Source organism: Amycolatopsis alba DSM 44262, from assembly GCF_000384215.1.
Lineage (GTDB): Bacteria > Actinomycetota > Actinomycetes > Mycobacteriales > Pseudonocardiaceae > Amycolatopsis > Amycolatopsis alba.
The window spans coordinates 326,773-351,088 of record NZ_KB913032.1 but is presented as its reverse complement, the minus strand read 5'-3'; the positions used below and the strand labels follow the sequence as shown (position 1 = coordinate 351,088).

21 protein-coding genes, 2 tRNA genes and 1 pseudogene are annotated in these 24,316 nt (G+C 68.1%); 9 read left to right on the top strand and 15 right to left on the bottom strand.

Going from position 1 to position 24,316, the window contains the following annotated elements:
- Positions 1-144: 144 nt before the first annotated feature.
- Positions 145-765: a mycothiol-dependent nitroreductase Rv2466c family protein gene (locus AMYAL_RS0101530; protein WP_005158288.1), complete on the top strand. Its 621-nt coding sequence runs from the start codon at positions 145-147 to the stop codon at positions 763-765.
- Here the strand turns inward: AMYAL_RS0101530 and AMYAL_RS0101525 are convergent.
- Together AMYAL_RS0101525 and AMYAL_RS0101520 are read right to left on the bottom strand one after the other, a co-directional pair.
- Positions 762-1,565 carry an MBL fold metallo-hydrolase gene (locus AMYAL_RS0101525; protein ID WP_020629533.1) on the bottom strand — a complete coding sequence of 268 codons (804 nt, stop codon included), beginning with the start codon at positions 1,563-1,565 and terminating at the stop codon, positions 762-764. The genes AMYAL_RS0101530 and AMYAL_RS0101525 overlap by 4 nt on opposite strands.
- Positions 1,562-2,305 (bottom strand): 2-phosphosulfolactate phosphatase, encoded by a 744-nt coding sequence (locus tag AMYAL_RS0101520; RefSeq protein ID WP_026466644.1) that lies wholly within the window; start codon positions 2,303-2,305, stop codon positions 1,562-1,564. Before AMYAL_RS0101520 ends, AMYAL_RS0101525 begins: the two co-directional genes overlap by 4 nt.
- 45 nt (positions 2,306-2,350) lie before the next feature.
- On the opposite strand from AMYAL_RS0101520, the gene AMYAL_RS0101515 reads away from it, so the two are divergent.
- Entirely contained in the window at positions 2,351-2,824 is a 474-nt protein-coding gene (locus AMYAL_RS0101515) for a ribose-5-phosphate isomerase (protein WP_026466643.1), read from the top strand.
- A 1-nt stretch (position 2,825) separates the two neighbouring features.
- Complete coding sequence (locus tag AMYAL_RS0101510; protein WP_020629530.1) at positions 2,826-3,635, top strand: Fpg/Nei family DNA glycosylase; 810 nt, start codon at positions 2,826-2,828, stop codon at positions 3,633-3,635.
- 427 nt (positions 3,636-4,062) lie between these two features.
- Here AMYAL_RS0101510 and AMYAL_RS0101505 read toward each other — a convergent pair whose 3' ends face one another.
- Complete coding sequence (locus AMYAL_RS0101505; protein WP_020629529.1) at positions 4,063-4,860, bottom strand: hypothetical protein; 798 nt, start codon at positions 4,858-4,860, stop codon at positions 4,063-4,065.
- 123 nt (positions 4,861-4,983) lie between these two features.
- On the opposite strand from AMYAL_RS0101505, the gene AMYAL_RS0101500 reads away from it, so the two are divergent.
- The 3 genes and pseudogenes from AMYAL_RS0101500 to AMYAL_RS0101490 all read left to right on the top strand — a co-directional run.
- Positions 4,984-5,859: a TIGR03619 family F420-dependent LLM class oxidoreductase gene (locus AMYAL_RS0101500; RefSeq protein ID WP_020629528.1), complete on the top strand. Its 876-nt coding sequence runs from the start codon at positions 4,984-4,986 to the stop codon at positions 5,857-5,859.
- A 3-nt stretch (positions 5,860-5,862) separates the two neighbouring features.
- Positions 5,863-6,309, top strand: coding sequence for a nuclear transport factor 2 family protein (locus AMYAL_RS0101495; protein WP_020629527.1), 447 nt, complete (start codon positions 5,863-5,865; stop codon positions 6,307-6,309).
- Positions 6,310-6,422: 113 nt separating this feature from the next.
- Positions 6,423-7,604: pseudogene (locus tag AMYAL_RS0101490) on the top strand (glycoside hydrolase family 27 protein); the annotation flags it as partial.
- Here AMYAL_RS0101490 and AMYAL_RS0101485 read toward each other — a convergent pair.
- The 11 genes from AMYAL_RS0101485 to AMYAL_RS0101430 all read right to left on the bottom strand — a co-directional run bounded on the left by AMYAL_RS0101485 (position 7,597) and on the right by AMYAL_RS0101430 (position 16,951).
- The gene (locus AMYAL_RS0101485; RefSeq protein WP_020629525.1) at positions 7,597-8,817 is read right to left on the bottom strand and encodes an RNA polymerase sigma factor; all 1,221 of its coding nucleotides are present in this window, start codon (positions 8,815-8,817) and stop codon (positions 7,597-7,599) included. The pseudogene AMYAL_RS0101490 and the gene AMYAL_RS0101485 sit on opposite strands and share 8 nt — an antisense overlap.
- Before the next feature lie 27 nt (positions 8,818-8,844).
- On the bottom strand, positions 8,845-9,747 hold the full coding sequence (locus AMYAL_RS0101480) for a TauD/TfdA dioxygenase family protein (RefSeq protein ID WP_020629524.1): 903 nt from the start codon (positions 9,745-9,747) through the stop codon (positions 8,845-8,847).
- Positions 9,744-11,066, bottom strand: a complete 1,323-nt coding sequence (locus tag AMYAL_RS0101475; RefSeq protein ID WP_020629523.1) for an LLM class flavin-dependent oxidoreductase — start codon at positions 11,064-11,066, stop codon at positions 9,744-9,746. Before AMYAL_RS0101475 ends, AMYAL_RS0101480 begins: the two co-directional genes overlap by 4 nt.
- Entirely contained in the window at positions 11,063-11,899 is an 837-nt protein-coding gene (locus AMYAL_RS0101470) for an ABC transporter permease (RefSeq protein ID WP_020629522.1), read from the bottom strand. Before AMYAL_RS0101470 ends, AMYAL_RS0101475 begins: the two co-directional genes overlap by 4 nt.
- A complete protein-coding gene (locus AMYAL_RS0101465; protein ID WP_020629521.1) occupies positions 11,896-12,657 on the bottom strand; it encodes an ABC transporter ATP-binding protein in 762 nt (253 codons plus the stop codon). Before AMYAL_RS0101465 ends, AMYAL_RS0101470 begins: the two co-directional genes overlap by 4 nt.
- Positions 12,654-13,673 (bottom strand): ABC transporter substrate-binding protein, encoded by a 1,020-nt coding sequence (locus AMYAL_RS0101460; RefSeq protein ID WP_026466642.1) that lies wholly within the window; start codon positions 13,671-13,673, stop codon positions 12,654-12,656. Before AMYAL_RS0101460 ends, AMYAL_RS0101465 begins: the two co-directional genes overlap by 4 nt.
- Before the next feature lie 90 nt (positions 13,674-13,763).
- A complete protein-coding gene (locus AMYAL_RS0101455) occupies positions 13,764-14,930 on the bottom strand; it encodes an ROK family transcriptional regulator (RefSeq protein WP_020629519.1) in 1,167 nt (388 codons plus the stop codon).
- Between the two features lie 113 nt (positions 14,931-15,043).
- Positions 15,044-15,511 carry a hypothetical protein gene (locus AMYAL_RS45475; RefSeq protein WP_143267954.1) on the bottom strand — a complete coding sequence of 156 codons (468 nt, stop codon included), beginning with the start codon at positions 15,509-15,511 and terminating at the stop codon, positions 15,044-15,046.
- Positions 15,512-15,605: 94 nt separating this feature from the next.
- Positions 15,606-16,046: a GNAT family N-acetyltransferase gene (locus AMYAL_RS0101440; protein WP_020629516.1), complete on the bottom strand. Its 441-nt coding sequence runs from the start codon at positions 16,044-16,046 to the stop codon at positions 15,606-15,608.
- 43 nt (positions 16,047-16,089) lie between these two features.
- Positions 16,090-16,737, bottom strand: a complete 648-nt coding sequence (locus tag AMYAL_RS0101435) for a hypothetical protein (protein WP_020629515.1) — start codon at positions 16,735-16,737, stop codon at positions 16,090-16,092.
- Positions 16,738-16,877: 140 nt separating this feature from the next.
- Positions 16,878-16,951: transfer RNA gene (locus tag AMYAL_RS0101430), tRNA-Pro, on the bottom strand.
- 85 nt (positions 16,952-17,036) lie between these two features.
- Here AMYAL_RS0101430 and AMYAL_RS0101425 point away from each other — a divergent pair.
- Positions 17,037-17,110: transfer RNA gene (locus tag AMYAL_RS0101425), tRNA-Gly, on the top strand.
- 153 nt (positions 17,111-17,263) lie between these two features.
- On the opposite strand, the gene AMYAL_RS45470 is transcribed toward AMYAL_RS0101425, so the two are convergent.
- The gene (locus AMYAL_RS45470) at positions 17,264-21,904 is read right to left on the bottom strand and encodes a HAMP domain-containing protein (RefSeq protein WP_020629514.1); all 4,641 of its coding nucleotides are present in this window, start codon (positions 21,902-21,904) and stop codon (positions 17,264-17,266) included.
- Between the two features lie 184 nt (positions 21,905-22,088).
- Between AMYAL_RS45470 and AMYAL_RS0101415 the strand changes: the two genes are divergently transcribed.
- Positions 22,089-23,666 carry a SpoIIE family protein phosphatase gene (locus AMYAL_RS0101415; protein WP_020629513.1) on the top strand — a complete coding sequence of 526 codons (1,578 nt, stop codon included), beginning with the start codon at positions 22,089-22,091 and terminating at the stop codon, positions 23,664-23,666.
- Between the two features lie 65 nt (positions 23,667-23,731).
- Complete coding sequence (locus AMYAL_RS0101410; protein WP_020629512.1) at positions 23,732-24,283, top strand: type 1 glutamine amidotransferase domain-containing protein; 552 nt, start codon at positions 23,732-23,734, stop codon at positions 24,281-24,283.
- Positions 24,284-24,316: the final 33 nt, after the last annotated feature.

The following is a 24,316-nucleotide window of genomic DNA, read 5'->3' as shown; positions in this document are numbered from 1 at the left end:
GGTTTTGGTTTCCAACTACAGGCATCCAATCATGTCCGGCCCGGTGCTGACGACGGGAACAACGCCGACGGCCGCGATGTTGGCTCGCTGTGTAGCACCCCGCGTGTACCGGCACACCCAAGACGATGGCACTGGGAGAACCTGATGACCGCCCCGTCCGAGACGACCAAGGTCGACTTCTACTTCGATCCGATCTGCCCGTTCGCCTGGATCAGCTCGCGCTGGATCCTCGAGGTGGAGAAGCACCGCGACCTCGACCTGAGGTTCCGGATCATGAGCCTGTCCGAGCTCAACAGCGGTCGTGAGGACCTGCCTGAGCAGTACAAGGAGCTGTTGGGCCGCGGCTGGGGTCCCGTCCGCGTCGCGACCGCGCTGGCGCAGAAGAACGGCGAGGAGGCCCTGCGCGACTTCTACACGGAGTTCGGCACGCGCCACCACAACCAGGGCGACAAGGACATCCCGAAGGTCATCAAGGAGACCCTGGAGGCCATCGGCGCCCCGGCCGAGCTGGCCGAGGCCGCCGAGTCGACCGAGTACGACGAGGCGCTCAAGAAGAGTCACTACGAAGGTATGAATCCGGTCGGAATGGACGTCGGCACCCCGACCATCCACATCGACGGCGTCGCCTTCTTCGGCCCGGTGCTCAGTTCGATCCCGCGCGGCGAGGACGCCGTCAAGGTCTTCGACGGCGCCCGCGCGCTGGCGAGCTACCCGGACTTCTTCGAGCTGAAGCGCACCCGGAGCGGGGACCTGAACTTCGATTAAGGGGTCGCCAGGGCCGCCTTGGTGACATCGCCGGGGTAGGAGGACCTCGCGACGGCTTCGTCCGTCGTGAGGTCTCCTGCCGCGATCAGGGCCTTGAGCGCGACGAGTTCGCGCAGCCCGTCGCGGTGTTTCGCGATGAAGGCGGTGTCGACGGGGTCGCCGTGCCCGGCCACGATGGTCTTCGGCTGAAGCGCGAGGATCGCGTCCATCACCTCGGTCCACTCCACGAGTGAGCTGTCTTCGTTGAACGAGTAGGCGCTGAAGCCCGCTTCGGCGTTCTCGACGGCGTCTCCGGCGAAGATGATCCCCGCGTCGGGCACCTGCACGAAGAGGTCGTGATCGGTGTGGGCGTGGCCGAGGAATCGCAGGACGGCCGTGCGGCCGCCGAGGTCGATCTCGGCGGTGTCGGAGACCAGCCGGGTGGGCAAGACGATCTCGGTGCGTCCCAAGGCCGCCGCCATCTCCGGGCGGTTCTCGGACTCCATTTTCGCCATCCATTTGAGACGCGCTTGCTCGCCGTACTGGGCTAGTTCGGTCACGCAGCCTTCGTGTGCCCAGATGTCGCACGGCAGGAACGCCGTCGTGCCGAAGGCGTGGTCGAAATGCGCGTGGGTGTAGAGGACCGACCACGGCAGCGGCGTGATCTCCCGGACCGCCGCGGCCAGCTCGGCTCCCTGATCGACGTCACCGCGGACGTCGACGACCAGGCAGCGCTCACTGCCCACGACCAGGCCGACGGTCAGGTCCAGCTCCTCGTACCGGCGGGCGTACACCCCGTCGGCGAGTTCGAGCCAAGTCACAGATCCTCCAGAATTCCGTTGCGCAGCACAGGAACCGTGCCGCTCGTGTCGAGCCGCGCGGCGAGGGTCACGTCGTTCGCGTGCCCGGCCGCGGCGAGCTCACGCCCCGAAGAACACTCTGTCAGCGCTTCGGCGATGTTCATCGATTTCGCCGCGACAGCAGCGAGCCGGGCTTCGGCGGACAGGCGACCGTAGCCGTTCAGCGCGGCGACGATCGCTCCCGCGCCGAGCTGGTCTTCGACGCACGGCCTCAACGGCCCGAATGTCTTGGCTTCGGTATACATGTCGATTCCCCAGCGTTCCCCCGCCGGGATGACCCCGATCGGGGCACCGTCCGCCAGCTCGGCGGCGCGGGCGGCGACGGCGGTCGCGTTGCGCAGGCAGCCCGCCAGGATTTCGGCACCGGTCGTGGCGGCCGCGTCGCAGAGCGTGGCGCCGTTGGGGGAGGGGAGCGCGAGGAGTGTGCCGGAAGGGATTTCCGTCACAGACGAAGGTCGCAAGGTCCAGTCGCTTTCACCCGCGAGGATGGCGCCTCGCTCTTTCGCGGCTTCCTCGCCGCGGTGATCGCGCCAGCGGACGGGCAGCACCCTGCCGCCGTTGCCGAGGACGAGATCCGTTGTGGTGCAGAAGGAAAGTACGTCGACGATGACGAGAACCGCGCAAGCACGGCCCAAGGCTTCGACACCCTCGGATCCCCATTCGAGTCTGATGTCCGATTCGTTCTGGCCCCAGATGTCCACCCCCACAGCATGCTCGCCCCGGAACGTGATGGCAGACTCCGCGCTGTGCGTGTTTACCTTGGCTCTGACCATGCCGGTTTCGAACTGAAGAACCACCTCGTGGCTCACCTCAAGGAGCAGGGCCACGACGTCGAGGACGTCGGCCCGTTCGTCTACGACGCGGCCGACGACTACCCGGCGTTCTGCATCGAGGCGGCCCGTCGCGTCGTCGCGGACGAGGGCAGCCTCGGCATCGTCGTCGGTGGCTCCGGCAACGGCGAGCAGATCGCGGCCAACAAGGTGAAGGGCGCTCGCGCCGGCCTCGCCTGGAGCGTCGAGACCGCGAAGCTCACCCGCGAGCACAACCACGCCCAGCTGATCGGCGTCGGCGCGCGGATGCACACCACCGAAGAGGCGACGGAGATCGTCGAGGCGTTCCTCGCGACCCCGCCGAGCCCGGACGAGCGCCACGGCCGCCGCGTCCAGCAGATCTCGGATTACGAGAACACCGGCTGGCCGCCGCCGCTCCCCGAGCACTGACATGCCCGAGGGGCACACGCTCCATCGCCTGGCGCGTCTGCACAAACGCCGTTTCGCCGGTCACCCGGTCGAGGTGAGCAGCCCGCAAGGGCGATTCGCCGGTGAAGCGTCCCGTTTGGACGGCCGGGTGCTGGTGAAGGCCGAGGCGTACGGGAAACACCTGTTCCACGACTACGGTCCACACGGGACGGTGCACGTCCACCTCGGCCTCTACGGCAAGTTCTCCGACGTGCCGCTGCCGGTGGGCGAAGTGGTCGGGCAGGTGCGGATGCGGCTGGTCGGCCCGACGCATTCGGCCGACCTGCGCGGCCCGAACCAGTGTGAACTCCTGGACGTGCCGCAGGTCGACGCGATCAAGGCCCGGCTGGGCCCGGATCCGCTGCGCCGGGACGCGAAGCCGGACAAGGCATGGGAGCGGATCTCCCGGTCGAAGACGTCGATCGCGGCGCTGCTGATGGACCAGTCGGTGCTGGCGGGCGTCGGCAACGTGTACCGCGCCGAAGTGCTGTTCCGGCACGGTGTCGCCCCGCTCGTCCCCGGCCGCGGGCTCGATCGCGGACTGTGGGACGACATGTGGGCGGACCTGGTGACGCTCATGCGGCACGGTGTCCGGGTGGGCCGGATCGACACCGTCGCGCCGGAGCACCTGCCCGCGGCCACCGGGCGCGCGCCGCGGCAGGACCGGCACGGGGGCGAGGTCTACGTCTACCGGCGCGAGGGGCAGCCCTGTCTCGTGTGCGGGACTCCGGTGCTGCGGAGCGACCTGGCGGCACGGAACCTCTTCTGGTGCCCGACCTGCCAACCCGCCTGATCCGCTTCCCTGCCTTCCCTCATCTCGGCCCAAGTACATGAAGGCCCGCTTCACGTACTTGGGCCGAGGTGGTCGTGAGTGGCAACACACGTGACGGGACGGACGACACGTGTGTCCAGAGACGGATCTCGCGTGATCAGAGACGGATCTCGCGTGCTTGAAGGCGGATCTCGCGTGCTCAGACGCCGCGTATCGAGATCGCCGTCTGATCACGCATGTTCGCCGTTCAAGCACGTGAGATCCGCCTCCAAGCACGCGTGTTCCGCCTCCAATCACGTGAGTTCGCCGTCTGATCACGCGAGTCCCGCCGCCGGGACCGGCTCGGTCCCGGCGGCCTCACTCGCCTCAAGTACATGAAGGCCCCCTTCCTTGCGCCTAGCGCAAGGAAGGGGGCCTTCATGTACTTCGCAAGAGGTGAAGCGCCGCTTTAGAAGTCGAAGCCGCCGCCATCGAAACCGCCACCGTCGAATCCGCCGCCATCGAAGCTGCCACCGTCGAATCCGCCGGCGTCGCCGCCCATGTCGCCTCCGCCCATGTCGCCGCCGTCGCCGCCCATGTCCGCGGCCGCGTCTTCCTGGCCCGCGTCGTACCCCGACTCCCAGGCCGACGCGCTCGCGACACCGGCCATGCCGGAGAACATCGCGCTGAACAGCAGCATCGAACCGAGACCCCAGGCGCCGGCGACGAGCGCGGGCTTCCACCACGGCTCGCTGTACCAGCCCTGCGGCACCGGACGGCCAGCCACGCGACCGCCGGGGTAGTAGTGCGGCGTCCGCTGGCTCGGGTCCGGCGAGGCCTCGTAGTGCTCGCCCTCGACGTCGACCGAGCGGTGCTCGGTGACCTTGCCCGCCCTGTCGCGCTCTTCGCTGCCGGGCAGCTCCGGACCGGGGTCCATGCCCATCGCGAGCCGCGCGGCGCGGACGTAGTAGAGGCCCTCGATGGCGGTCTCGCGCACCAGCCGGGCCTGTTCGATGGTCTGCGCCTGCTCCATCTGGGAGCCGGCCGCGGTGAAGCGCTCGGACGCGTCCGCCATCGCCTGCTGGGAAGCGGTGTCCGTGCCGGTGAGGTTCATGACCTGACCGCCTAGCCGCTCGACGAGGCGCCGTGCGTCGGCCTTCGCGTCGTCCAGTTGGCGCTTCTTGGCCGCCGCCTGGGATTTCGCGAAGTAGATGCCGCCGCCGACCACGACGACGAGGAGCACGATCAGGAAGATCGCGGTGCCCATGGGTTCAACTCCAGGAATCGTTCGGCCCTTTGCTCCGGACAACGCGGACGGCCTGTCAGGGGTTCCCGTCGTGGTCCCGGTCACCACTGGCGGGTGAAACTAGAACACGTTATAGTTCGCGCCATGAAGTTCACCCTGTCGATCGCGATGAATCCGCTCGATCAGCTGGGCGAGCTCGCCCGCGCCGCCGAAGAGGCGGGTTTCTCCTCGATCGCGCTCCCGGATTCCCTGTTCTATTCCGAAACGGTCTCGGCCGACTACCCGTACACGCCCGACGGCAGCCGCTTCTGGACCGAGGAGACGCCGTGGGCCGATCCGCTGGTCGCGGCCGCGTCGATGGGCGCGGTCACCGAACGGCTCACCTTCTACACCTCCGTGCTCAAACTCGGCTCCCGCAACCCGGTCCTGCTCGCCCGCCAGGTCAACTCGGTCGCGGCGCTGACCGGCGGCCGCTTCGGCCTCGGGCTCGGCGTCGGCTGGTCGCCGGAGGAATTCCAGTGGTGCGGCGCGCCGTACGAGAAGCGCGGCAAGCGCGTGGACGAGGCCATCGAGGTGCTGCGGCTGATCCTCGACGGCGGGATGGTCGAGTTCCACGGCGAGTTCTTCGACTTCGACAAGCTCCGCATGAGTCCGACACCGCCGTCGAAGGTGCCGTTCTACATCGGCGGTCACACCGACGTCGCGCTGCGCCGGGCCGCGCGCGTCGCCGACGGCTGGTCCTCGGCGATGATGAAGTTCGACGACCTCCGCGAAACGATCGCCAAGCTGCGCGGATTGCTGGTCGACCGGGGTCGCGCCGACGATCCCTTCGAGTACCAGGCCGTCTGCATCGACAAGTTCGGTCTGGACGGTTACCGCGAGCAGGGCGACATCGGCGTCACCGACATCATCACCATGCCGTGGGTGTTCGACGGCCTCGGCTTCGACGCCGAGGTCGGCCCGAAGCTGGATTCCATCAAGAAGTTCGGCGACGAGATCATCGCGAAGATCGGAGACTGAGCCATGGGTGTCGACGTCTGCTGGGATCCGGCCGCCGAGCAGCCGCCCGCGCGGCAGGCCGCGTTCCGCTCGATGACCGCGGTCACCGCCGGGGACAAGGCCGCCTGGCTCGCGCTTTTCGCCGGGGACGCCGTCGTCGAGGACCCCATCGGCCCGTCGATGTTCGACGAGGAAGGCAAGGGGCACCACGGCCAGGACGGCATCAGCGCCTTCTGGGACAAGACGATCGCGAACGTCGAACGTTTCCGGTTCACCATCCGCGATTCCCACGCGGCCGGTGACGAGGTCGCGAACGTCGGCACGATCACGACGTACCTGCCCGGCGGCTATCGCGTCGACACCGCCGGCGTGTTCGTCTACCGGGTGCGCGAGGACGGGCTGATCGTGTCGATGCGGGCGTTCTGGGAGACCGAACGCGCCATGGCGACCGCCAGGAAGGCCGATGAGTGACACACGGGCTTGACCGCGCTTCGTGAGCGCTCTTTACTCAAAGCTCGTTCTACGAGTGCCCTTCCGCCGCGTACTCGTCGGATGCCTTCCCTGAGCGCATCCAAGGAGAGAACATGCCGGCATCCACCTTCGCGCGGCGGTGCGCGGTCATCGCCGCCGCGGCACTCGCACTGGCGGTACCCGAACCCGCACTGGCACTGGAAAACGGCCTCGCCCGCACCCCGCCGATGGGGTTCAACAACTGGAACAGCACCCAGTGCCGCCCGGACTTCGACGAGAAGATGATCAAGGGCATCGCGGACATCTTCGTCGCGCGGGGCCTGCGGGACGCCGGTTATCGGTACGTCAACATCGACGACTGCTGGGCCCTGCCGTCCCGGAACGCGCAAGGCGAGCTGCAACCCGACCCGAAGCGATTTCCCGGCGGCATCAAGGCACTCGCCGACTACGTGCACTCGAAGGGACTCAAGTTCGGCATCTACACCAGCGCCGGGACCAAGACCTGCAACACCGCGGGCTTTCCCGGCGGGCTCGGGCACGAGCGGCAGGACGCGAACCTGTTCGCCTCGTGGGGCGTCGACTACCTGAAGTACGACAACTGCAACAACCAGGGTGTCGACGCGCGGAAGCGGTACAAGGCGATGCGTGACGCGCTCGCGAAGACCGGCCGCGAGATCGTCTACTCGATCTGCGAATGGGGCCGGACCGACCCCAAGGTGTGGACCTGGGGCGAACCGGTCGGGAACCTGTGGCGCACTACCGGCGACATCTCCGACAACTGGTCGAGCATGATCGGCAAGGCGAAGGCGAACCGCGTGCTCGCGCAGTACGCCGGACCCGGTCATTGGAACGACCCGGACATGCTCGAAGTCGGCAACGGCGGGATGACCGCGACCGAGTACCGCACCCACTTCAGCCTGTGGGCGATGATGGCCGCGCCGCTGCTCATCGGCAGCGACCTGCGCAAGGCAGGCGCGGAGACGTTCGGCATCCTCGAGAACGCCGACATCATCGCGCTCGACCAGGATCCGCTGGGCAGGCAGGCGACCGTCGTGAGCGCCGAAGGCGGGCTGGTGGTCTACAACAAGGTGCTGGCCGACGGGAGCCGCGCGGTCGCACTGTCCAATGAGAACACCTCCACGGCGACGATCGGCACCACCGCGGCGGCACTGGGCATCGGCGGCGCACCGTCCTACGAGCTGAAGGACCTGTGGTCGAAGGCGACCAGGACGACCACCGGGAAGATCAGCGCGTCCGTTCCGGGGCACGGCACCGTCGTCTACCGGGTCACCCGGTGAGCCGCGCCGCGCGCCGGGTCAGGTACTGCTTCTCGGGTTCGCTCGCGGTCTTGCCGGCGGCCCGGACGTAGGCCTCGCGCGCGGCGACGGCGTCCCCGGCCAGCTCCAGCAGGTGCCCGCGCACGGAATCGAGCCGGTGGGTCTGGCTCATCCGGACGTCGTCGTCGAGGGTGGCGAGCAGTTCGAGGCCCGCTTCCGGCCCGTTGACCTCGGCGACCGCGACAGCACGGTTGAGCGTCACGATCGGGCCGGGCGAGACCTTCTCGAGGACGTCGTAGAGCGCGAGGATCTGGGACCAGTCCGTGTCGGCCGCGGTGGCCGCCTCGCCATGGACGGCGGCGATCGCGGCCTGCACCTGGTACGGCCCGACCGGGCCCGCCGCCAAGGCCCCGCTCACCAGCGAGACCCCTTCGGCGATCGTTTCCGCGTTCCAGCGCGAGCGGTCCTGCTCGGCGAGAGGGACGAGCGAGCCGTCCTCGCCGGCGCGGGCGGCGCGGCGGGCGTCGGTCAGCAGCATGAGCGCGAGCAGGCCGGTGACCTCGTCCTCGTCCGGTATGAGCCGCCGGAGCAGCCTGGTCAGCCGGATCGCCTCGGCGGTCAGGTCGGCGCGGTGCAGGTCGGGGCCGCCACTGGCCGTGTAACCCTCGTTGAAGATCAGGTACAGCACCTGAAGGACGACGCGGAGCCGTTCGGCGAGTTCCGCGACCGGGGGCAGGACGAACTCCGCACCCGCCTTCTTGATGGTCTGTTTCGCCCGGCTGATCCGCTGGGCCAGCGTCGATTCCGGGACCAGGAACGCGGTCGCGATCTCGCCCGTGGTCAGGCCGCCGACCGCGCGCAGGGTGAGCGCGAGCTGCGACGGCGCGGACAGGGAAGGGTGGCAGCACAGGAAGAGCACGGTGAGCGTGTCGTCGGAATCGGAGGGATCGCCCGGACCGGACAGGTCCATCAGCGCGTCGTTCTCCTCGCGCCGCCGTCGCGCGCTCTCGCTGCGCCACTCGTCCACCAGCCGCCGTGAAGCGACCGTCGCGAGCCAGGACTTCGGGCTGTCCGGGATGCCCTGCTCCGGCCATTGCTGCGCGGCCGCGAGCAGGGCTTCCTGGACGGCGTCCTCGCAGGCGTCGAACTGCCCGTACTTGCGCACCAGCAGCCCGATGACCTGCGGGGCCAGCTCCCTCAGGAGCGTTTCCACCTGACGTTCGTCCTTCACGACGCCAGTCTTACCCCATTCCGGGAGTCAGGCGACGGGGGAGTAGTGCGAAGCGTCGCCTTCGAGGGATTCGCTCGGCAGCCCGTCGATGCCGACCGGGACGTCGCCCGCCACGGTCACCCGGTTGAGGCGGCGGGGCAGGTCGTCGTAGTTGTCGACGGCGTAGTGCTGGGTGATGCGATTGTCGAACAGCACCAGCTGGTTCGGCTCCCAGCTCACCCGGACGACGTTCTCGGGCCGCGTCACGTAGGACTGCAGCAGCCGGAGGATGTCCCGCGACTCGCCCTTGGACAGCCCGATGATCCGCTGCGCGAACCCGCCGATGTACAGCCCGCGTTCCCCGGTCACCGGATGCACCCGCACCACCGGGTGCACCGTGCGGAACTTCTGCGAGACGAACACTTTCCGGCGTTCCTGCTCCGCCGCGTCGAGGGTCTCCGGAGCCTTCGCGTAGTCGTAGTCATTGGTGTGCTCGGCACGCAGCGTGTCCGCGAACGCCCGGAGAGGTTCCGGCAGGTCACGGTAGGCGGCGGCGGAGTTCGCGATCAAAGTCTCGCCCCCGTAAGGCGGCACGACCAGGCTTCGCAGCGTGCTGGCCTTCGGCGGGTTGTGCACGAAGGTGACGTCGGTGTGCCACTGGTTCGCGCGGCCCTGCTCGCTGTCGACCGGCAGGATCGCGGGCTCGCCGTCGACCGATGGGACGGTCGGATGCGCCTTGGTCAGCTCGCCGAAGTGCTCGGCGAACCGCTGCTGGCCCGCGTCGTCTAGGTCGACGTCGCGGAAGACGAGTGCCTTGTGTTCGTGCAGCGCGTCGGTCACGAACGCGACGGTCGCGGGGTCGAGGTCCTTGGCCGGGTCGACGCCGATGACGTGCGCGCCGATCCTGCCGGTGATCTTGCGGACTTCGACCTGGGTGTTCAGTGCGGTCATGCGGCGTTCTCCTTCACTGGGGTTTTGGCGACGGGACGGGCGAGGCCGTAGTGGCCGCGCAAGGTCGTGGCGGTGTACTCGGTGCGGAAAAGCCCGCGCCGCTGGAGTTCGGGGACCACGAGGTCGACGAAGTCCTCGAGACCGCCGGGCAGCGTGGGCGGCATGACGTTGAAGCCGTCCGCGGCGCCTTCGGTGAACCAGTGCTCCAGCTGGTCGGCCACCTGCGTGGCGGTGCCGGCGAAGACGCGGTGTCCACGCCCGCCCGCGAGCCGTTCGATGAGCTGCCGGATGGTGAGGTTCTCGCGCCTCGCCAGGCCGGTGACCAGCTCGAACCGGCTTTGTGCGCCTTCGGTGAACGTGCCGACGTCGGGCAGCGGACCGTCCAGCGGATACGGCGTCAGGTCGTGGTCGAGCATGTTCGACAGCTGCCGCACGCCGTACGCGGGCGTGATCAGGGCGTTGAGTTCGGCCTCGCGTTCCTTCGCCTCGGCCTCGGTGTGGCCCAGGATCGGGCTGATCCCCGGCAGGATCTTGATCTCCTCCGGCGAGCGCCCGTACTTCGCGAGTCTTCCCTTGACGTCGTCGTAGAAAGCCTTGCCCTCGGCGAAAGTCTGCTGCGCGGTGAACACCGCCTCGGCGAACCGGGCCGCGTACTCCTTGCCCGTCTCCGACGACCCGGCCTGCACCAGCAAGGGATGTCCTTGCACCGGGCGCGGGATGTTCAGCGGGCCGCGGACCTGGAAATGCGGGCCGTTGTGGTCGATCGGGTGGATACGTTCGGTGTCGGCGTAGACCCCGCTCGCCTTGTCGATCACGGCCGCGTCGTCGTCCCAGCTGTCCCAGAGTTTCCGGGCCACCTCGACGAATTCGGTGGCGCGTTCGTAGCGCAGCGCGTGTGCGGGCCGGGCGTCGCGGTTGAAGTTGCGGGCTTCGTCCTCACCCGCCGACGTCACGATGTTCCAGCCCGCGCGGCCGCCGCTGAGATGATCGAGCGACGCGAACTTCCTGGCCAGGTGGTACGGCTCGTTGTAGGTCGTCGACGCGGTGGCGATCAGGCCGATGCGCTCGGTGGCCCCGGCCAGCGCCGAAAGCAGCGTCAGCGGCTCGAACAGGGTGTGCGAGTTGTAGCGGACGTTGCCCCACAAGGCGACGCCGTCGGCGAGGAACAGCGAGTCCAGCTTGCCGCGTTCAGCCGTGCGGGCGATGTCGACATAGTGCTTCAGTGTCGCTGCGCGGCGAGGATCCGTGCTCGGATGCCGCCAAGCCGCCTCGTGATGGCCGTTCGGCATCACGAACGCGTTGAGGTGTAAGTGGTTCACGCCTTCTCCTTGACACGCCAGGTGGAGAACCGCCGCTCCAGTGCGACGAAGCCCGCGTTGATGGCCAGCCCGAGCACCGACACGGTGATGATCGCGGCGTACATCTGCTGGATCTGGAAGTTGACCTGCGAGTTGTTGATCAGATAGCCGAGTCCGGCCTTCGCGCCGACCATTTCGGCGGCGATGAGGATGAGGATCGAATACGCCGCCGCCATCCGGATACCGGTGAAGATCGTCGGCACCGCCGACGGCAGGATCACCTTGCGGAACAGGTTCGGACTCGACAGTCCGAGCGAACGCGCGGCCTTGACCAGCAAAGGATCCACGGTGTTCACCCCGGCGATCGTGTTGAGCAGCACCGGCCAGACGCAGGCGTAGACGATCAGCGCGATCTTGGACACCTCGCCGATGCCGAGCAGGAGCGTGAACACCGGCAGCAGGGCCAGCGCGGCGGTGTTGCGGGCCAGTTCCAGCAGCGGGTTCAGGAACTCCGCGAGCGGGCGGTACCAGGCGATCAGCAACCCGAGCGGGACCGAGACGCCCACCGCGATCACGAACCCGGCGGCGGACCGGCCGAGGCTCGCCAGCAGATGATCGGCCAGCTGGCCGTTGAGGATCAGCTCCCAGAGCGCGACGAGATCCTCCGACAGCGGCGGCAGGAAGGTCCTCGTGCCTTCGTCGAGAACGTACTGGGGAACGAGCTCCCAGATCGCCAGGAACAGCAGGATCGCCGCCGAACTGCGGAAAGCCTTGCCCAGCCTGCCCTTCTTGTGTGCTTTCTCGACCGGCTTCGGTCCTGTATGGACAGTCGGTGCTTCGAGCGTCGCGGTCATGCGGCCCTCCGGATCTCGTCGTGCAGGAGTTCCCACAGCCGGTGCCGGTGCGCCACGAACGCCGGCGCTGAACGCAGGTCGTCGTTCGAGCGGTCGCCGAGGTCGATGTCGACGACGTCCTTGAGCCTGCCCGGCCGCGACGTGAGCACCGCGACCTTCTGTCCCAGGTAGACGGCTTCTTCGATGCTGTGGGTGATGAAGACGATGGTCTTTCCGGTGCGCTTCCAGATCCGCCGCAGTTCCTCTTGCAGCAGTTCTCGGGTCTGGGAGTCCAGCGCGGCGTACGGTTCGTCCATCAGCAGCACGTCGGGGTCGTAGGCGAGACTCCTCGCGATCGCGACACGTTGCTTCATGCCACCGGAAAGCTCGTGGGGAAGGTGGTCCTCGAAGCCGGAAAGCCCGACCAGGTCGAGGAATTCCCGTGCCCTGTCGGCGCGCTGCCGCTTGGTCAGCGTGCCACCTTCGAGCCCGAATTCGACGTTGGCCCGCGCGGTGCGCCAGGGGAACAGCGCGTACTGCTGGAACACGACCCCGCGGTCCAGGCCTGGTCCGGTGACGGGTTTCCCGTCGATCAGGACCTCGCCGGAGGTGGGTTTCGCGAGCCCGCCGAGCAGATCGAGCAGTGTCGACTTGCCGGAACCGCTGGGCCCGACGAGGGACAGGAACGTGCCGTCCTCGATGTCGAGGGAGACGTCGTCCAGCGCGGTCAGCGTGCCGAAGGTCTTGGTGACCGCGCGGAGGCTGATCTTGGCTGTCATGCGCCACCGCCTTCGCGGAAGGGGTTGAATTCGTTGGTGTAGATCTTTTTCAGGTCGACCTGGTCGTTCTTGATGAACCCGGACTGCTTGAGCCAGTCCGTCCAGAGCGTGTAGTCGTTGTCGGAGATCAGCCCGCCCTTGGTGACGCCGGTGCTCTTCCAGTACTTGAGCGTTTCGGTGTTCTCGTTGCGGCCGCGGTTCTGGATGATCTTGGTGAACCGGGCGATGACCTCGTCGCGCGGCGTGGTGCGCGCCCATTCGATCGCCTTGGCCACGCCGGTGACGAAGGTTTTCGTGGTCTCCGGGTACTTCTTGATGAAGTCGGTCCGCAGCACGTACGGCCCGCCGTTGTAGGGCCCGAACGCCTCGACGTCCTTCACGATCGGCCGCACCCCGCCGACGGAGAGGGCGCGATCCTGCAGGACACCGTTGAGCGCGGCGACGTCGATCTGGCCGTTGCGCAGGGCTTGTTCGGTGTTGATCGGTGGGAGGACGACCAGCTGCACCTGGTCGATCTCGGCGTCGGAGAGGCCGCTGCGTTTGAGCCAGGTGTCGAGGGCGGCCTCCAGGTTGGCGCCGACGGTGTTGACGCCGACCTTCTTGCCGATGAGGTCGCGGGGGTTGCGGATCGGGCTGTCTTCCTTGACGTAGAAACCCAAAAAGGTCTTCTCGTCGGAGCCGTAGTAGTTGACGACGGCCTTGATCGGGGCGCCCGCGTCGACGAGTTTCGCGACCGCGCCGGTGAACGCGCCGCCGAAATCGGTCTGGTCGGTCGCGGCGGACTGGATGTCCTGCGGCCCGCTGATCGTGTTGCCGACCCATTTGAGCTTGACCGGGCCGAAGTAGCCGAGGTCCTCGGCGAGTTCGGGGAAGGTGACGTTGTTCGCCGAGCCTTGGTAGCGGAGTTCGAGTTTCTCCGGTTGCCCGGCCACGCCCGACGGGCTCGCGGAGGCGCCGCAGCCCGACAGCGCCAATCCGGCGAGGAGCGCGGCGATCAAGGGCACTGGTTTCTTCACGATGGGCTCTTTCGTTCGGGTTCGCGTCGTTGAAGGAGATTCTTCGCAGGCCCGGCGGAGAGCGTCAATTTTGCGATTTAATGAAGTAACTCAGGAAGCGTTCGCGAGGTCCGTGAAAAGCGGATCTTCGTAGAGGGCGTTCAGCATGACCGCACCGCCGGCTGTCGCCAGCTCGGTTCCCGGAAAGCTCGACGCCACAACGTTTTTGACCGCGTCCTGGCAGATCCAGGACCGTTGCGACACCTCGTCCCGGATCGTGGAAAGGCAGCCTTCGACGTCACGTACACTCTGGTCGAGCACGATGAGAATCTCCGGATTGAGGACGTCGAAGAGCAAGGCGACGGCCTGTCCGATGATTCGTGCGCGCTCATGGAAAAGGGCGACGGCGCCTTTGTTTCCCGATGCGGCCAAATGGAGCACGCCGGGGAAATCCGGTTCTTCGATGATTTGTGCTTCGACGGCTTTGCGGGCGACCGTGCGCTCGGACACCGTGGCTTCGAGACAGCCGGAACGCCCGCAGTGGCAAGGCTCGTCACTGTCGTCGACCCGAAGATGCGCGACGGCGCCCGCCGCCGAACGAGGACCGTGATGGACGGTGTCGCCGGTGGCGAAGGCGGCGTCGACCACGTTGCCGGTGAACAACTGCACGACACTGCTGCGCGCTCTCGGATGCCCCAGCAGGCGTTCGGCGTGGATGAGCGCCCGCGAATGCCCGTCGACCCGGACGTCGAGCCCGGTGACCTCGGTGAGCAGATCGCGCAACGGCACCCCGGTCCAGCCGAGCAGCCCGTGCTCCACCACCGTCCCCGACGCCTCGTCGACCCAGCCGCCGGTCGCCACCCCCAACCCGAGCGGCGTCCGCTCCGGTGCGTGCCCGATGAGCAGATCGTCGAGCAGCTCCGCGATCTGCGCGACCTGTACGGCGGGCTCGGCGCCGTGATGCGGCGCCTCCAGCTGCGCCAGCACTTTCCCGCGCAGGTCCAGCAGCCCGACGGTGAGATGGTCGACCGCGATATGCGCGCCGCACACCACGAACCGCCCGGTGTCGAGGTCCAGCGGCACATACGGCCTGCCGACCGCGCCGGCGACCTCGGGCAGCTCGGTGAGGAATCCGCGGCGCATCAGCTCCGCCACGTGCCCCGTGACGGCGGCGGCGCTCAGCCCGGTGCGGCGCGCGATGGTGCTGCGCGCTATCGCCCCTTCGTCCAGCACCGCGCGGAGCACCGCGCTGGCACTGGCGCTCCGCCTGCCGGTCACGGTGCCGATGTTCGCAAGCGGGTGCCGGAGGGCCTAGGGCTCTCAGCATCCGGGAGTCACGAGCCAAGTCCTCCCGTGAATGAACCACGGGAGGACTTGGCGCCTGTCCTGGATCAGGTGATGATGGAGCCGTTCGAGAAGAACAGGCCGCTGATCGGCGGGTAGCCGTCGTTCCAGGTGACCGTCGCGAACATCGCGCTGTCGTACCGGCCAGAGGTGCCGTCGAAGTTCACCCGGTGGCTGCGCGTCGTGGACGCGCTGGGCGCGGGCAGGCAGGTCTTCGCCGGCGGGATGACCCGACCGTTCTTGCGGATGGCGATCTGGATGTTGATGTCCCTGACCTCGGTCGACAGCTGGCCGTCGTCGGTCCACCGGCAGGCGACGGCCCACGTCACGTTCAGCTTGCCGCCGGACACCGTGACGTCGTTGCCGAAGCTGACGTCGCAGCGCACAGGCGCGCCCGGCGAGTTCGCGACGAACTGGCCGACAACATGGAACGCGGCGAGCACGACTACGAGCCGTTCAGCGCCGGCGAGTGGAAGAGTTTCATTCGGGGTCTCCTTCGTGAAGCGGAGACTCAATGGTGTTTCCGTGACGTGGCCTGCGACTTCGTGACGGAAGGAGAACCCGCGGCGGCGCCGGGGCGGCGGTTTGTGGTGGTGTGACAAGCGGGTGTCAGGCGGTCAGCGTGCGGTAGAACTTGGCGCTGCGCTCGCAGCGGTCCTCGTACCCGTGGGCCCGGTAGAGGGCGTGCGCGGCGATCCGGCGGCGGGAACTGCTGACCTCCATGGCGACACAGCCCCACCGCATCGCCTGCTCTTCTGCCACGGCGATCAGTTCGCGTCCGACCCCGGTCCGGCGCTGGTTCTCGTCCACCACCAGGGCCACGATCCGTCCCACGGAGCCTTCCCGTTCGAGAAGCGGGATCGCCACCACCGCGATGACGCCGACCACGCCGTCGTCCGACACGGCGACGAACGCGGCGCCTTCGGGATGACCGGCCCAGCGTTCGAGCCTGCGGCGCACGTCGGTCTCGGTGTTGTCCGGGTAGCCCAGCTGCGCGAGCAAGGGGGTCACGGCGGGGGCGTCGGTGGCGAGTGCCAGGCGGATCTCCATGATCCCATCCTGCCCGGATGCGCGACGGCCGACGAGCGTCGCTTCAGCGCAACGACTCGATGGGAGCCTTGAGAATGGCTTGAGCCAACGGGAACCGTGGCGCTTCCATGGCTTGTTTGAGCCGCCAGAACTCGGTGCGCATGAACCTGGGCGCGTCTTCGGCGTTCCGGAAATCGGGCCAAGAGACCTGGAGCTCGCACCGTCGATCGATGTGGATCTGGCTCGGACCTCGCCATGTCCTCACCTCGATCGTCCAGAGTTTGTTGTCCTTGAAGCGATTCTCGAGCTTGGACAGCAGATCGTCACGTCCATCCTTGTCCCAGGTCAGGTCATAGAAATCGCGAAGCATCTGGCTGTACTCGCTCCAGTGCCGTGCGACGTCCGGGCTTCGGCGGAAGTAGATCTCCAACTGTGCCTGGAGCACTTGGGACATGACGGTCCACTCGCCGTACCGCCAGTCGAACCCGGCGCGATCGTCGGCGTTGAGGTCCGGCTTCTGGCCGAGCTCCCGGAACCAGCAGAACGTGATGACGCGGGTGATGTGCTCACTGAGCTGCCTCAGGAGCAGCGCCTTGATGTCGAGGGCCTTCTGATGGTCTTGCCATCGCCGGGTCACCGACGGGACCAGGAGCCCGGTGACGATCGCACTGATCAGCAGGATGGTGAGCGGGTGCCTGATGACCGAATCCATGCGGACCTCCCCTGGCTCGGTGCCGACAGGGCACCGGGGACGTCGCTTCACCACGTCGAGGGGTTACGCGTTTCGACAGAAGTCGAGCCTGGACGACGCCAGGACCTTCCTGGGCGTTCTTGCAGGTCGAAGACCTTGAGTCGGGATGACAGGATTTGAACCTGCGACCCTCCGCTCCCAAAGCGGATGCGCTACCAAGCTGCGCCACATCCCGTGACTCCCCGATCTTCACCGGGGGGTGTGCGCACAGCCTAGCGGGTCACGCTAAGCTGTTTTCGCACCCGGTACTTCGGGGGCACGCGGGTGTAGCTCAATGGTAGAGCCCTAGTCTTCCAAACTAGCTACGCGGGTTCGATTCCCGTCACCCGCTCCACCGCTTCGAACGAGACCCGCAGGCGCCTGGCCTGCGGGTTCTTTCATGTCCGAGGCCAGAAGCCGGGGTGTCCTGAAGGCCACCTTCGGGACGTTGAACGCCTCAAAGGTGGCCTTCAGGACGACCTGGCCGACGCCGTCGCGGGCCCAAAGCTCAGTCCGCGGTCCTATCCGAGGCGTCCGCGGCGGGGGTTACGGCCTGCGAGAGGCCGCTGGAGGCGGCATCGGCCTCCAGGTGCACCGCGATCAGGTCCAGCAGCCTGTCCGTGTCGACGGGCTTGGTCACGTAGTCGTCCGCGCCCGAAGCGAGCGTCCGCGCCTTGTCCTCCGCGGTCGCCTTCGCGGTGACGGCGATCACGGGCAGATCCTCGTGCGCGGCCTCGGCGCGGATCGCGGTGATCGTGGCGTTGCCGTCCAGTTCGGGCATCATCACGTCCATCAGCACCAGCGCGGTGTCCTCGTGCCGTTCCAGCGCCCGGATGCCCGCGACGCCGGTCTCGGCGTAGATGACCTCCAGGCCGTTGCGCTCCAGCACGGCGGCCAGCGCGAAGACGTTGCGCAGGTCGTCGTCGACGATCAGGATCTTCTCGCCGTGGAACCGCAGCGACGGGGTCACCGGGATCACCTGCGGGACGGCCATGATCAGCGGGACACCGCTCGCCTGCGTGGTCGGGACGATCAGGTTCGCCGCGCTCACCGGCAGGTACAGGGTGAACGTGCTGCCCTTGCCGGGGTCGCTGCGCACCCGCAGTTCGCCGCCGAGCAGTTCGGTCAGCTGCTGGCTGATCGACAGGCCCAGCCCGGTGCCGCCGTACTTGCGGCTCGTGGTGCCGTCGGCCTGGCGGAACGCGTCGAAGATGATCGCGAGTTTGTCCGGCGCGATGCCGATCCCGGTGTCCTCGACGGCGAACGCGAGGACGCCGGGGGCCTGCCGGAGCGAGTCTGCTTCGACCTCGCCCGCGTCGGCCATCCGGATGTGCAGGCGCACGCCGCCCTCGTCGGTGAACTTCGCCGCGTTGGACAGCAGGTTCCGCAGCACCTGCTGGACGCGGTGCTCGTCGGTGTGGATCGACGACGGCACCGGCGGATCGATGAGGACCGCGAACTCCAGCCCCTTGTCCGAGGTGAGCGGACGGCAGATCGATTCGACGTACTCGACCAGTTCGGGCAGCGTGACGTCGGACATCTGCAGGTCCAGGTGACCCGCCTCGACCTTGGCCATGTCGAGGATGTCGTTGATCAGCTGCTGCAGGTCGCTGCCCGCGGAGTAGATCGTCCGCGCGAACTGGATCTGCTTCTCCGAAAGGTTCCCGTCCGGGTTCTCCGACAGGAGTTTCGCGAGGATCAGCGCGCTGTTGAGCGGGGTCCGCAGCTCGTGCGACATGTTCGCCATGAACTCGGACTTGTACTGCGACGCCATGGTCAGCTGCCCCGCGCGCTCTTCGAGTTCCTGTCGCGCCTGCTCGATCTCGCTGTTCTTGACCTCGATATCGCGGTTCTGCTGCGCCAGCAGTGCCGCCTTCTCCGCCAGATCCGTGTTGGACCGGCGCAGTTCCCGTTGCTGCGCCTGCAACTGCTCGGACCGCGCGCGCAGTTCCTGTGCCAGGCGCTGGGATTCGGTCAGCAGCGCTTCGGTGCGCGAGTTGGACTGGATGGTGCTGACGTTGACCGCGATGGTCTCCTTCAGCTGCTCCAGCAGGTCGATGTGGACGGTGCTGAAGGCGTTGATCGTCGCCAGTTCCAGCACGCCGAGTACCTCGCCCTGGAACAGCACCGGCAGCACGATCACGTTCACCGGGGCGGCCGAGCCCAGCCCTGACGAGATCAGCGCGTACTCCGGCGGGGCCTCGTGGACCAGTATCGTGCGCCGGTCGACCGCGGCCTGCCCGATGAGCGACTCGCCGGGGGAGAATCGCAGGCCCGCTTGGGACTTCGCCAGCCCGTAGGTGGCGATGCTCTCCAGGACGACCTCTTCCTGCTCGTCCTCGCGGGCGAGGAAGAACGCGCCCTGCTGCGCGGACACCAGCGGGGTCAGCTCGGACAGGATCAGCGACGCCACCGACGCGAGATCGCGGTGTCCCTGCATGAGCGCGGACAGCCGGGCGAGGTTGGTCTTGAGCCAGTCCTGTTCGCGGTTCGCGCGGGTGGTCTCCTTCAGGTTCGCGATCATCTGGTTGATGTTGTCCTTGAGTTCGGCCACCTCCCCGGACGCGTCGACGGTGATGTGCCGCGTCAGGTCGCCCGCGGTCACCGCGGTGGCCACCTGCGCGATCGCCCGCACCTGCGTGGTCAGGTTCCCGGCGAGCTGGTTCACGCTCTCGGTCAGCCTCGACCACGTGCCGGCGACGCCGGGTACCTCCGCTTGACCGCCGAGCGTGCCGTCCGTGCCGACCTCGCGGGCGACACGGGTGACTTCGGAGGCGAACGCCGACAGCTGGTCGACCATCGTGTTGATGGTCGTCTTGAGTTCGAGGATCTCGCCGCGCGCGTCGATGTCGATCTTCTTCGACAGATCGCCCTGCGCCACCGCAGTGGTTACCGTCGCGATGCTGCGGACCTGGCCGGTCAGGTTGTCGGCCATGACGTTCACGTTGTCCGTCAGCGCCTTCCACGTGCCCGCCACGTTCGGCACGCGGGCCTGGCCGCCGAGGATGCCTTCGGTACCGACCTCGCGGGCGACACGGGTGACCTCGTCGGCGAACGCGCGCAGCGTCTCGACCATGCTGTTGATCGTCTCGGCGAGGACGGCGACCTCGCCCTGCGCGTCGATCGAGATCTTCTTCGACAGGTCGCCGTTCGCCACCGCCGTCGTCACCGTGGCGATGCTCCGCACCTGGTCGGTGAGGTTGGTGGCCATGACGTTGACGTTGTCGGTGAGGTCCTTCCACGTCCCGGCGACGCCGCGCACCTGCGCCTGGCCGCCGAGCTTGCCTTCGGTGCCGACCTCGCGGGACACACGGGTGACTTCGTCGGCGAACGCCGACAGCTGGTCGACCATGATGTTGACGGTGTTCTTGAGCTCCAGGATCTCGCCGCGCGCGTCGACGATGATCTTCTGGGTCAGGTCGCCCTTCGCGACGGCGGTGGTGACCTGGGCGATGTTGCGGACCTGGTCGGTCAGGTTGTTCGCCATGAAGTTGACGTTGTCGGTGAGGTCCTTCCACGTCCCGGCCACGCCGGGCACCTGCGCCTGCCCGCCGAGGCGCCCGTCACTGCCGACCTCGCGGGCGACACGGGTGACCTCGTCGGCGAACGACGACAGCTGATCCACCATGGTGTTCAGCGTGTTCTTGAGTTCGAGGATCTCGCCCTTGGCGTCGACGGCGATCTTCTGCGACAGGTCGCCCTTCGCCACCGCCGTCGCCACCTGGGCGATGTTGCGGACCTGCGCGGTGAGGTTGTTCGCCATGAAGTTGACCGACCCGGTGAGGTCGCGCCAGGTCCCGGCGACACCCGGCACCTGCGCCTGCCCGCCGAGCTGACCTTCCGTGCCGACTTCGCGCGCGACACGGGTGACCTCGTCGGCGAACGAGGACAGCTGGTCGACCATCGTGTTGACGGTCGTTTTGAGTTCGAGGATCTCGCCGCGCGCGTCGACCGTGATCTTCTGCGTCAGGTCACCCTTCGCGACGGCGGTCGTGACCTGGGCGATGTTGCGGACCTGGTCGGTCAGGTTGTCCGCCATCTGGTTCACCGAGTCGGTGAGCCCGCGCCAGGTGCCCGCCACGCCCGGCACGGTCGCCTGCCCGCCGAGACGGCCTTCGCTGCCGACCTCGCGCGCCACACGGGTGACTTCATCCGCGAAGGACGAGAGCTGGTCGACCATGGTGTTCAGCGTGTTCTTGAGTTCGAGGATCTCGCCCTTGGCGTCGACGTTGATCTTCTGCGACAGGTCGCCCCGCGCCACCGCGGTGGCCACCTGGGCGATGTTGCGGACCTGGTCGGTCAGGTTGTCCGCCATCAGGTTCACCGAGTCGGTGAGGTCACGCCACGTGCCTGCCGCGCCGGGGACCTGCGCCTGTCCGCCGAGCTGCCCTTCGCTGCCGACCTCGCGCGAGACGCGGGTGACTTCATCCGCGAAGGACGAGAGCTGGTCGACCATGATGTTGACGGTGTTCTTGAGTTCGAGGATCTCGCCGCGCGCGTCGACGTTGATCTTCTGGGTCAGGTCGCCCCGCGCCACGGCGGTGGTGACCTGGGCGATGTTGCGCACCTGGTCGGTCAGGTTGCTGGCCATCACGTTGACGTTGTCGGTGAGATCACGCCAGGTGCCCGCCACGCCAGGGACCTCGGCCTGTCCGCCGAGCCGCCCTTCGGTGGCGATCTCGCGGGCCACTCTCGTGACCTCGGTCGCGAACCGCGAAAGCTGTTTGATCAGGCCGTTGACCGTCTTCGCGACCTCGGCGAACTGACCTTGCAACGGCCGCCCGCCGACCTCCAGGGGCATCGGCTCGGACAGATCGCCGTCGGCGACCGCGCCGAGGACCCGGTTGAGCTCGGCCGTGGGCCTGCTCACGTCCTCGAGCAGCCCGTTGACGACGTCGACCGCGGTGGCCCAGCCGCCGGGGCCGACCTCGGCCGCGACGCGTTCGGTGAGCCTGCCTTCCTTGCCGACCGCCTCACGGACGCGCAGAAGTTCGGTCACCAGCCGCTGGTTGCGTTCGGCGATGTCGTTGAAGGCACCGGCGAGCTGGCCCGCGAGCCCGTCGCCGTGCGCCACGAACCGGCGCCGGAAGTTGCCGTCCCCGAGGTCACGAGCCGCCGCGAGCAGGCGTTCCAGGGTCGCTTCGTCCACCTGGCCGCCACCACCTTCCACGGGCGTCCGATGCCTTTGGGAGTGCTGTGTCATCTGTGTCGACCCTCTCCACCACGCATGCCAAGCCATGGTCGTCGCATCAGCGTGCCATGATTCGACCTACACTTCGAGCCAGTCCGCCCGCTCACACTGCGCTACCCGCAAGGCAGGAGGAGGTCCGGGAATGGTGTCACGGCCTGCCCCGGCCTCGACGTCGCTCCCCTCGGAGTCGTCGCCGACGACGAGTGAGGGCGCGCTGCCCGAATCCGGGAGGTTCTGGCGCGAGCTGCTCGAAGACGTCCGTGACGCCGTGCTCGTGCAGGACACCGGCGGCGCGTTGCGCTGGTCGAATCCCGCCGCCCGCGAGCTGTTCGGCGGCGGCCGCCCGATACTGACCGCCGAGGGCCCCGACGTCGGCCACGTCGAGCACACGGGCCGCCGGTTCCCCGCGCGGATCCGGACGCTGCCCGGCGGCTGGCACGCGTGGACGGTGACCTCCGCGGTCGCGGCCGACGGCCCCCGCGTGGACGGCTTCCTGGCAGGCTCCGCGCCCCGCCTCGCCTCCGCACGGGGACGGCACGGGACGGCGAAGGTGATCGCCGAGCTCGCCGCGGCCGAACTCGCCGACTGCGTGTTCGTGCTCCTGCCGACCACCCGCGGCCGGTGGGAGTGGTGGAGCTGTGACCACCGCACCAACCACGGGCACGGCCGGATCCGCCGCGTCCCGGCCCAGCTGGCGCCGGTGCTCGCCGGCACCTTCGCCTCCGCCGGGGAACCGGAGGCCAAAACGGTCCCGGAGGAAGAGATCGCGACGCTGCCCGCCGTCGTCGCGGAGCGGCTCGCCGTCCATTCGTCGGTCACCGTGGTCTCGCTGGGATCCGACAGCGGCACCGGGGTCACCGGCGCGGTCGTGCTCGGCAGGCGCGGCGCGCCCGCGTTCGGCGACGACCACCCGCGAGCGGTGACCGAGTTCGCCCGCGCGGCGGGCACCGCGCTGGCGAACGCGCATCGCTACGCCCGCCAGGAAGAGGCCACCCGCGGGCTGGAGACCACGCTGCGCCCGACGCCGCCGCCGTCGGTGCCCGGCGTCAAGTTCGACGTCTGGTACGAGCCGTCGAGCGGGCTGCTCGACGTCGGCGGCGACTTCTACGACGTCCTGCCGAGGGACGACGGCGGCGCGATGTTCGTCCTCGGTGACGTCTGCGGCAAAGGAGCCGAGGCGGCCGCGCTCACCGGACGGGTCCGCCAGACCCTCGCCGCGCTCGATCTCGTCGAGCACGACAACACGACTTTGCTGAGCCTGCTCAACTCCCTGCTGATCACCGGTGGCAGTGGCCGGTTCGCCACGCTGGTGCTCGGTTCGGTATTGGCGGGCGAAGACGGCCTCGGCGTCACCCTGGCCTCCGGCGGGCATCCCGCGCCGCTGGTGATCCGCCGACGCGGCGGGGTCGACGAGATCACCCTGCCCGGCACCCTGGTCGGGATCTCCCCGCAGGCCCGGTTCGCCGAGACGGCCGTCCGGCTGGCCGAAGGCGACGTCTGCCTGCTCTACACCGACGGGATCACCGAAGCGCGGCATCACGAGCGGTCGTCGGACCTGTTCGGGGACGAGCGGCTGCGTGAACTGCTGACCGGCTGCCGGGGACTTTCCGGCCGCGAGGTGGTCGGGAGGGTCCGCTCCGCGGTGCGGGAATGGCTCGGCAGCGGGACGCACGACGACATCGCCGTCCTCGCGATCGAGGCGACGCGGCCCGCCCCGTAGCCCCGTGGTTTGGCGGGCCCTGCCTGGGGTAGTCCGGATGCGAGGACGACTCAGGAGGGAAACCCATGACGACATCGCTGAACGGGCGCCGCGTGGCCATCCTCGCGGCGGACGGCGTCGAGCAGGTGGAACTGGTCGAACCGCGCAAAGCGGTCACCGATGCCGGGGCGACGGCCGAGGTCGTCTCGCTGGAACCCGGCGAGATCCAGGCCATGAACGGCGACATCGACAAGGCGGGCAAGTTCGCCGTGGACCGGGTCGTCAAGGAGGTCACGGTCGACGACTTCGACGCGCTCGTGCTCCCTGGCGGGACGATGAATCCGGACAATCTGCGCGCGGACGAGCACGCGGTCCGCTTCGTCCGCGATTTCGTGAACAGCGGCAAACCGGTCGGCGTCATCTGTCACGGGCCGTGGACGCTGGTCGAGGCCGACGTTGTCCGCGGCCGCACGCTCACGTCGTACCCGAGTGTGCGCACCGATATCCGCAACGCCGGCGGCATCGTCGTCGACCAGGAGGTCGTCAACGACAACGGCCTGATCTCCAGCCGGAATCCGGATGATCTGCCCGCGTTCTGCGCCGAGATCGTGACCGAATTCGGCCGCCGACCCCGATAAACGAGTGGCGCGCGTCACATAACTGAGGGATCG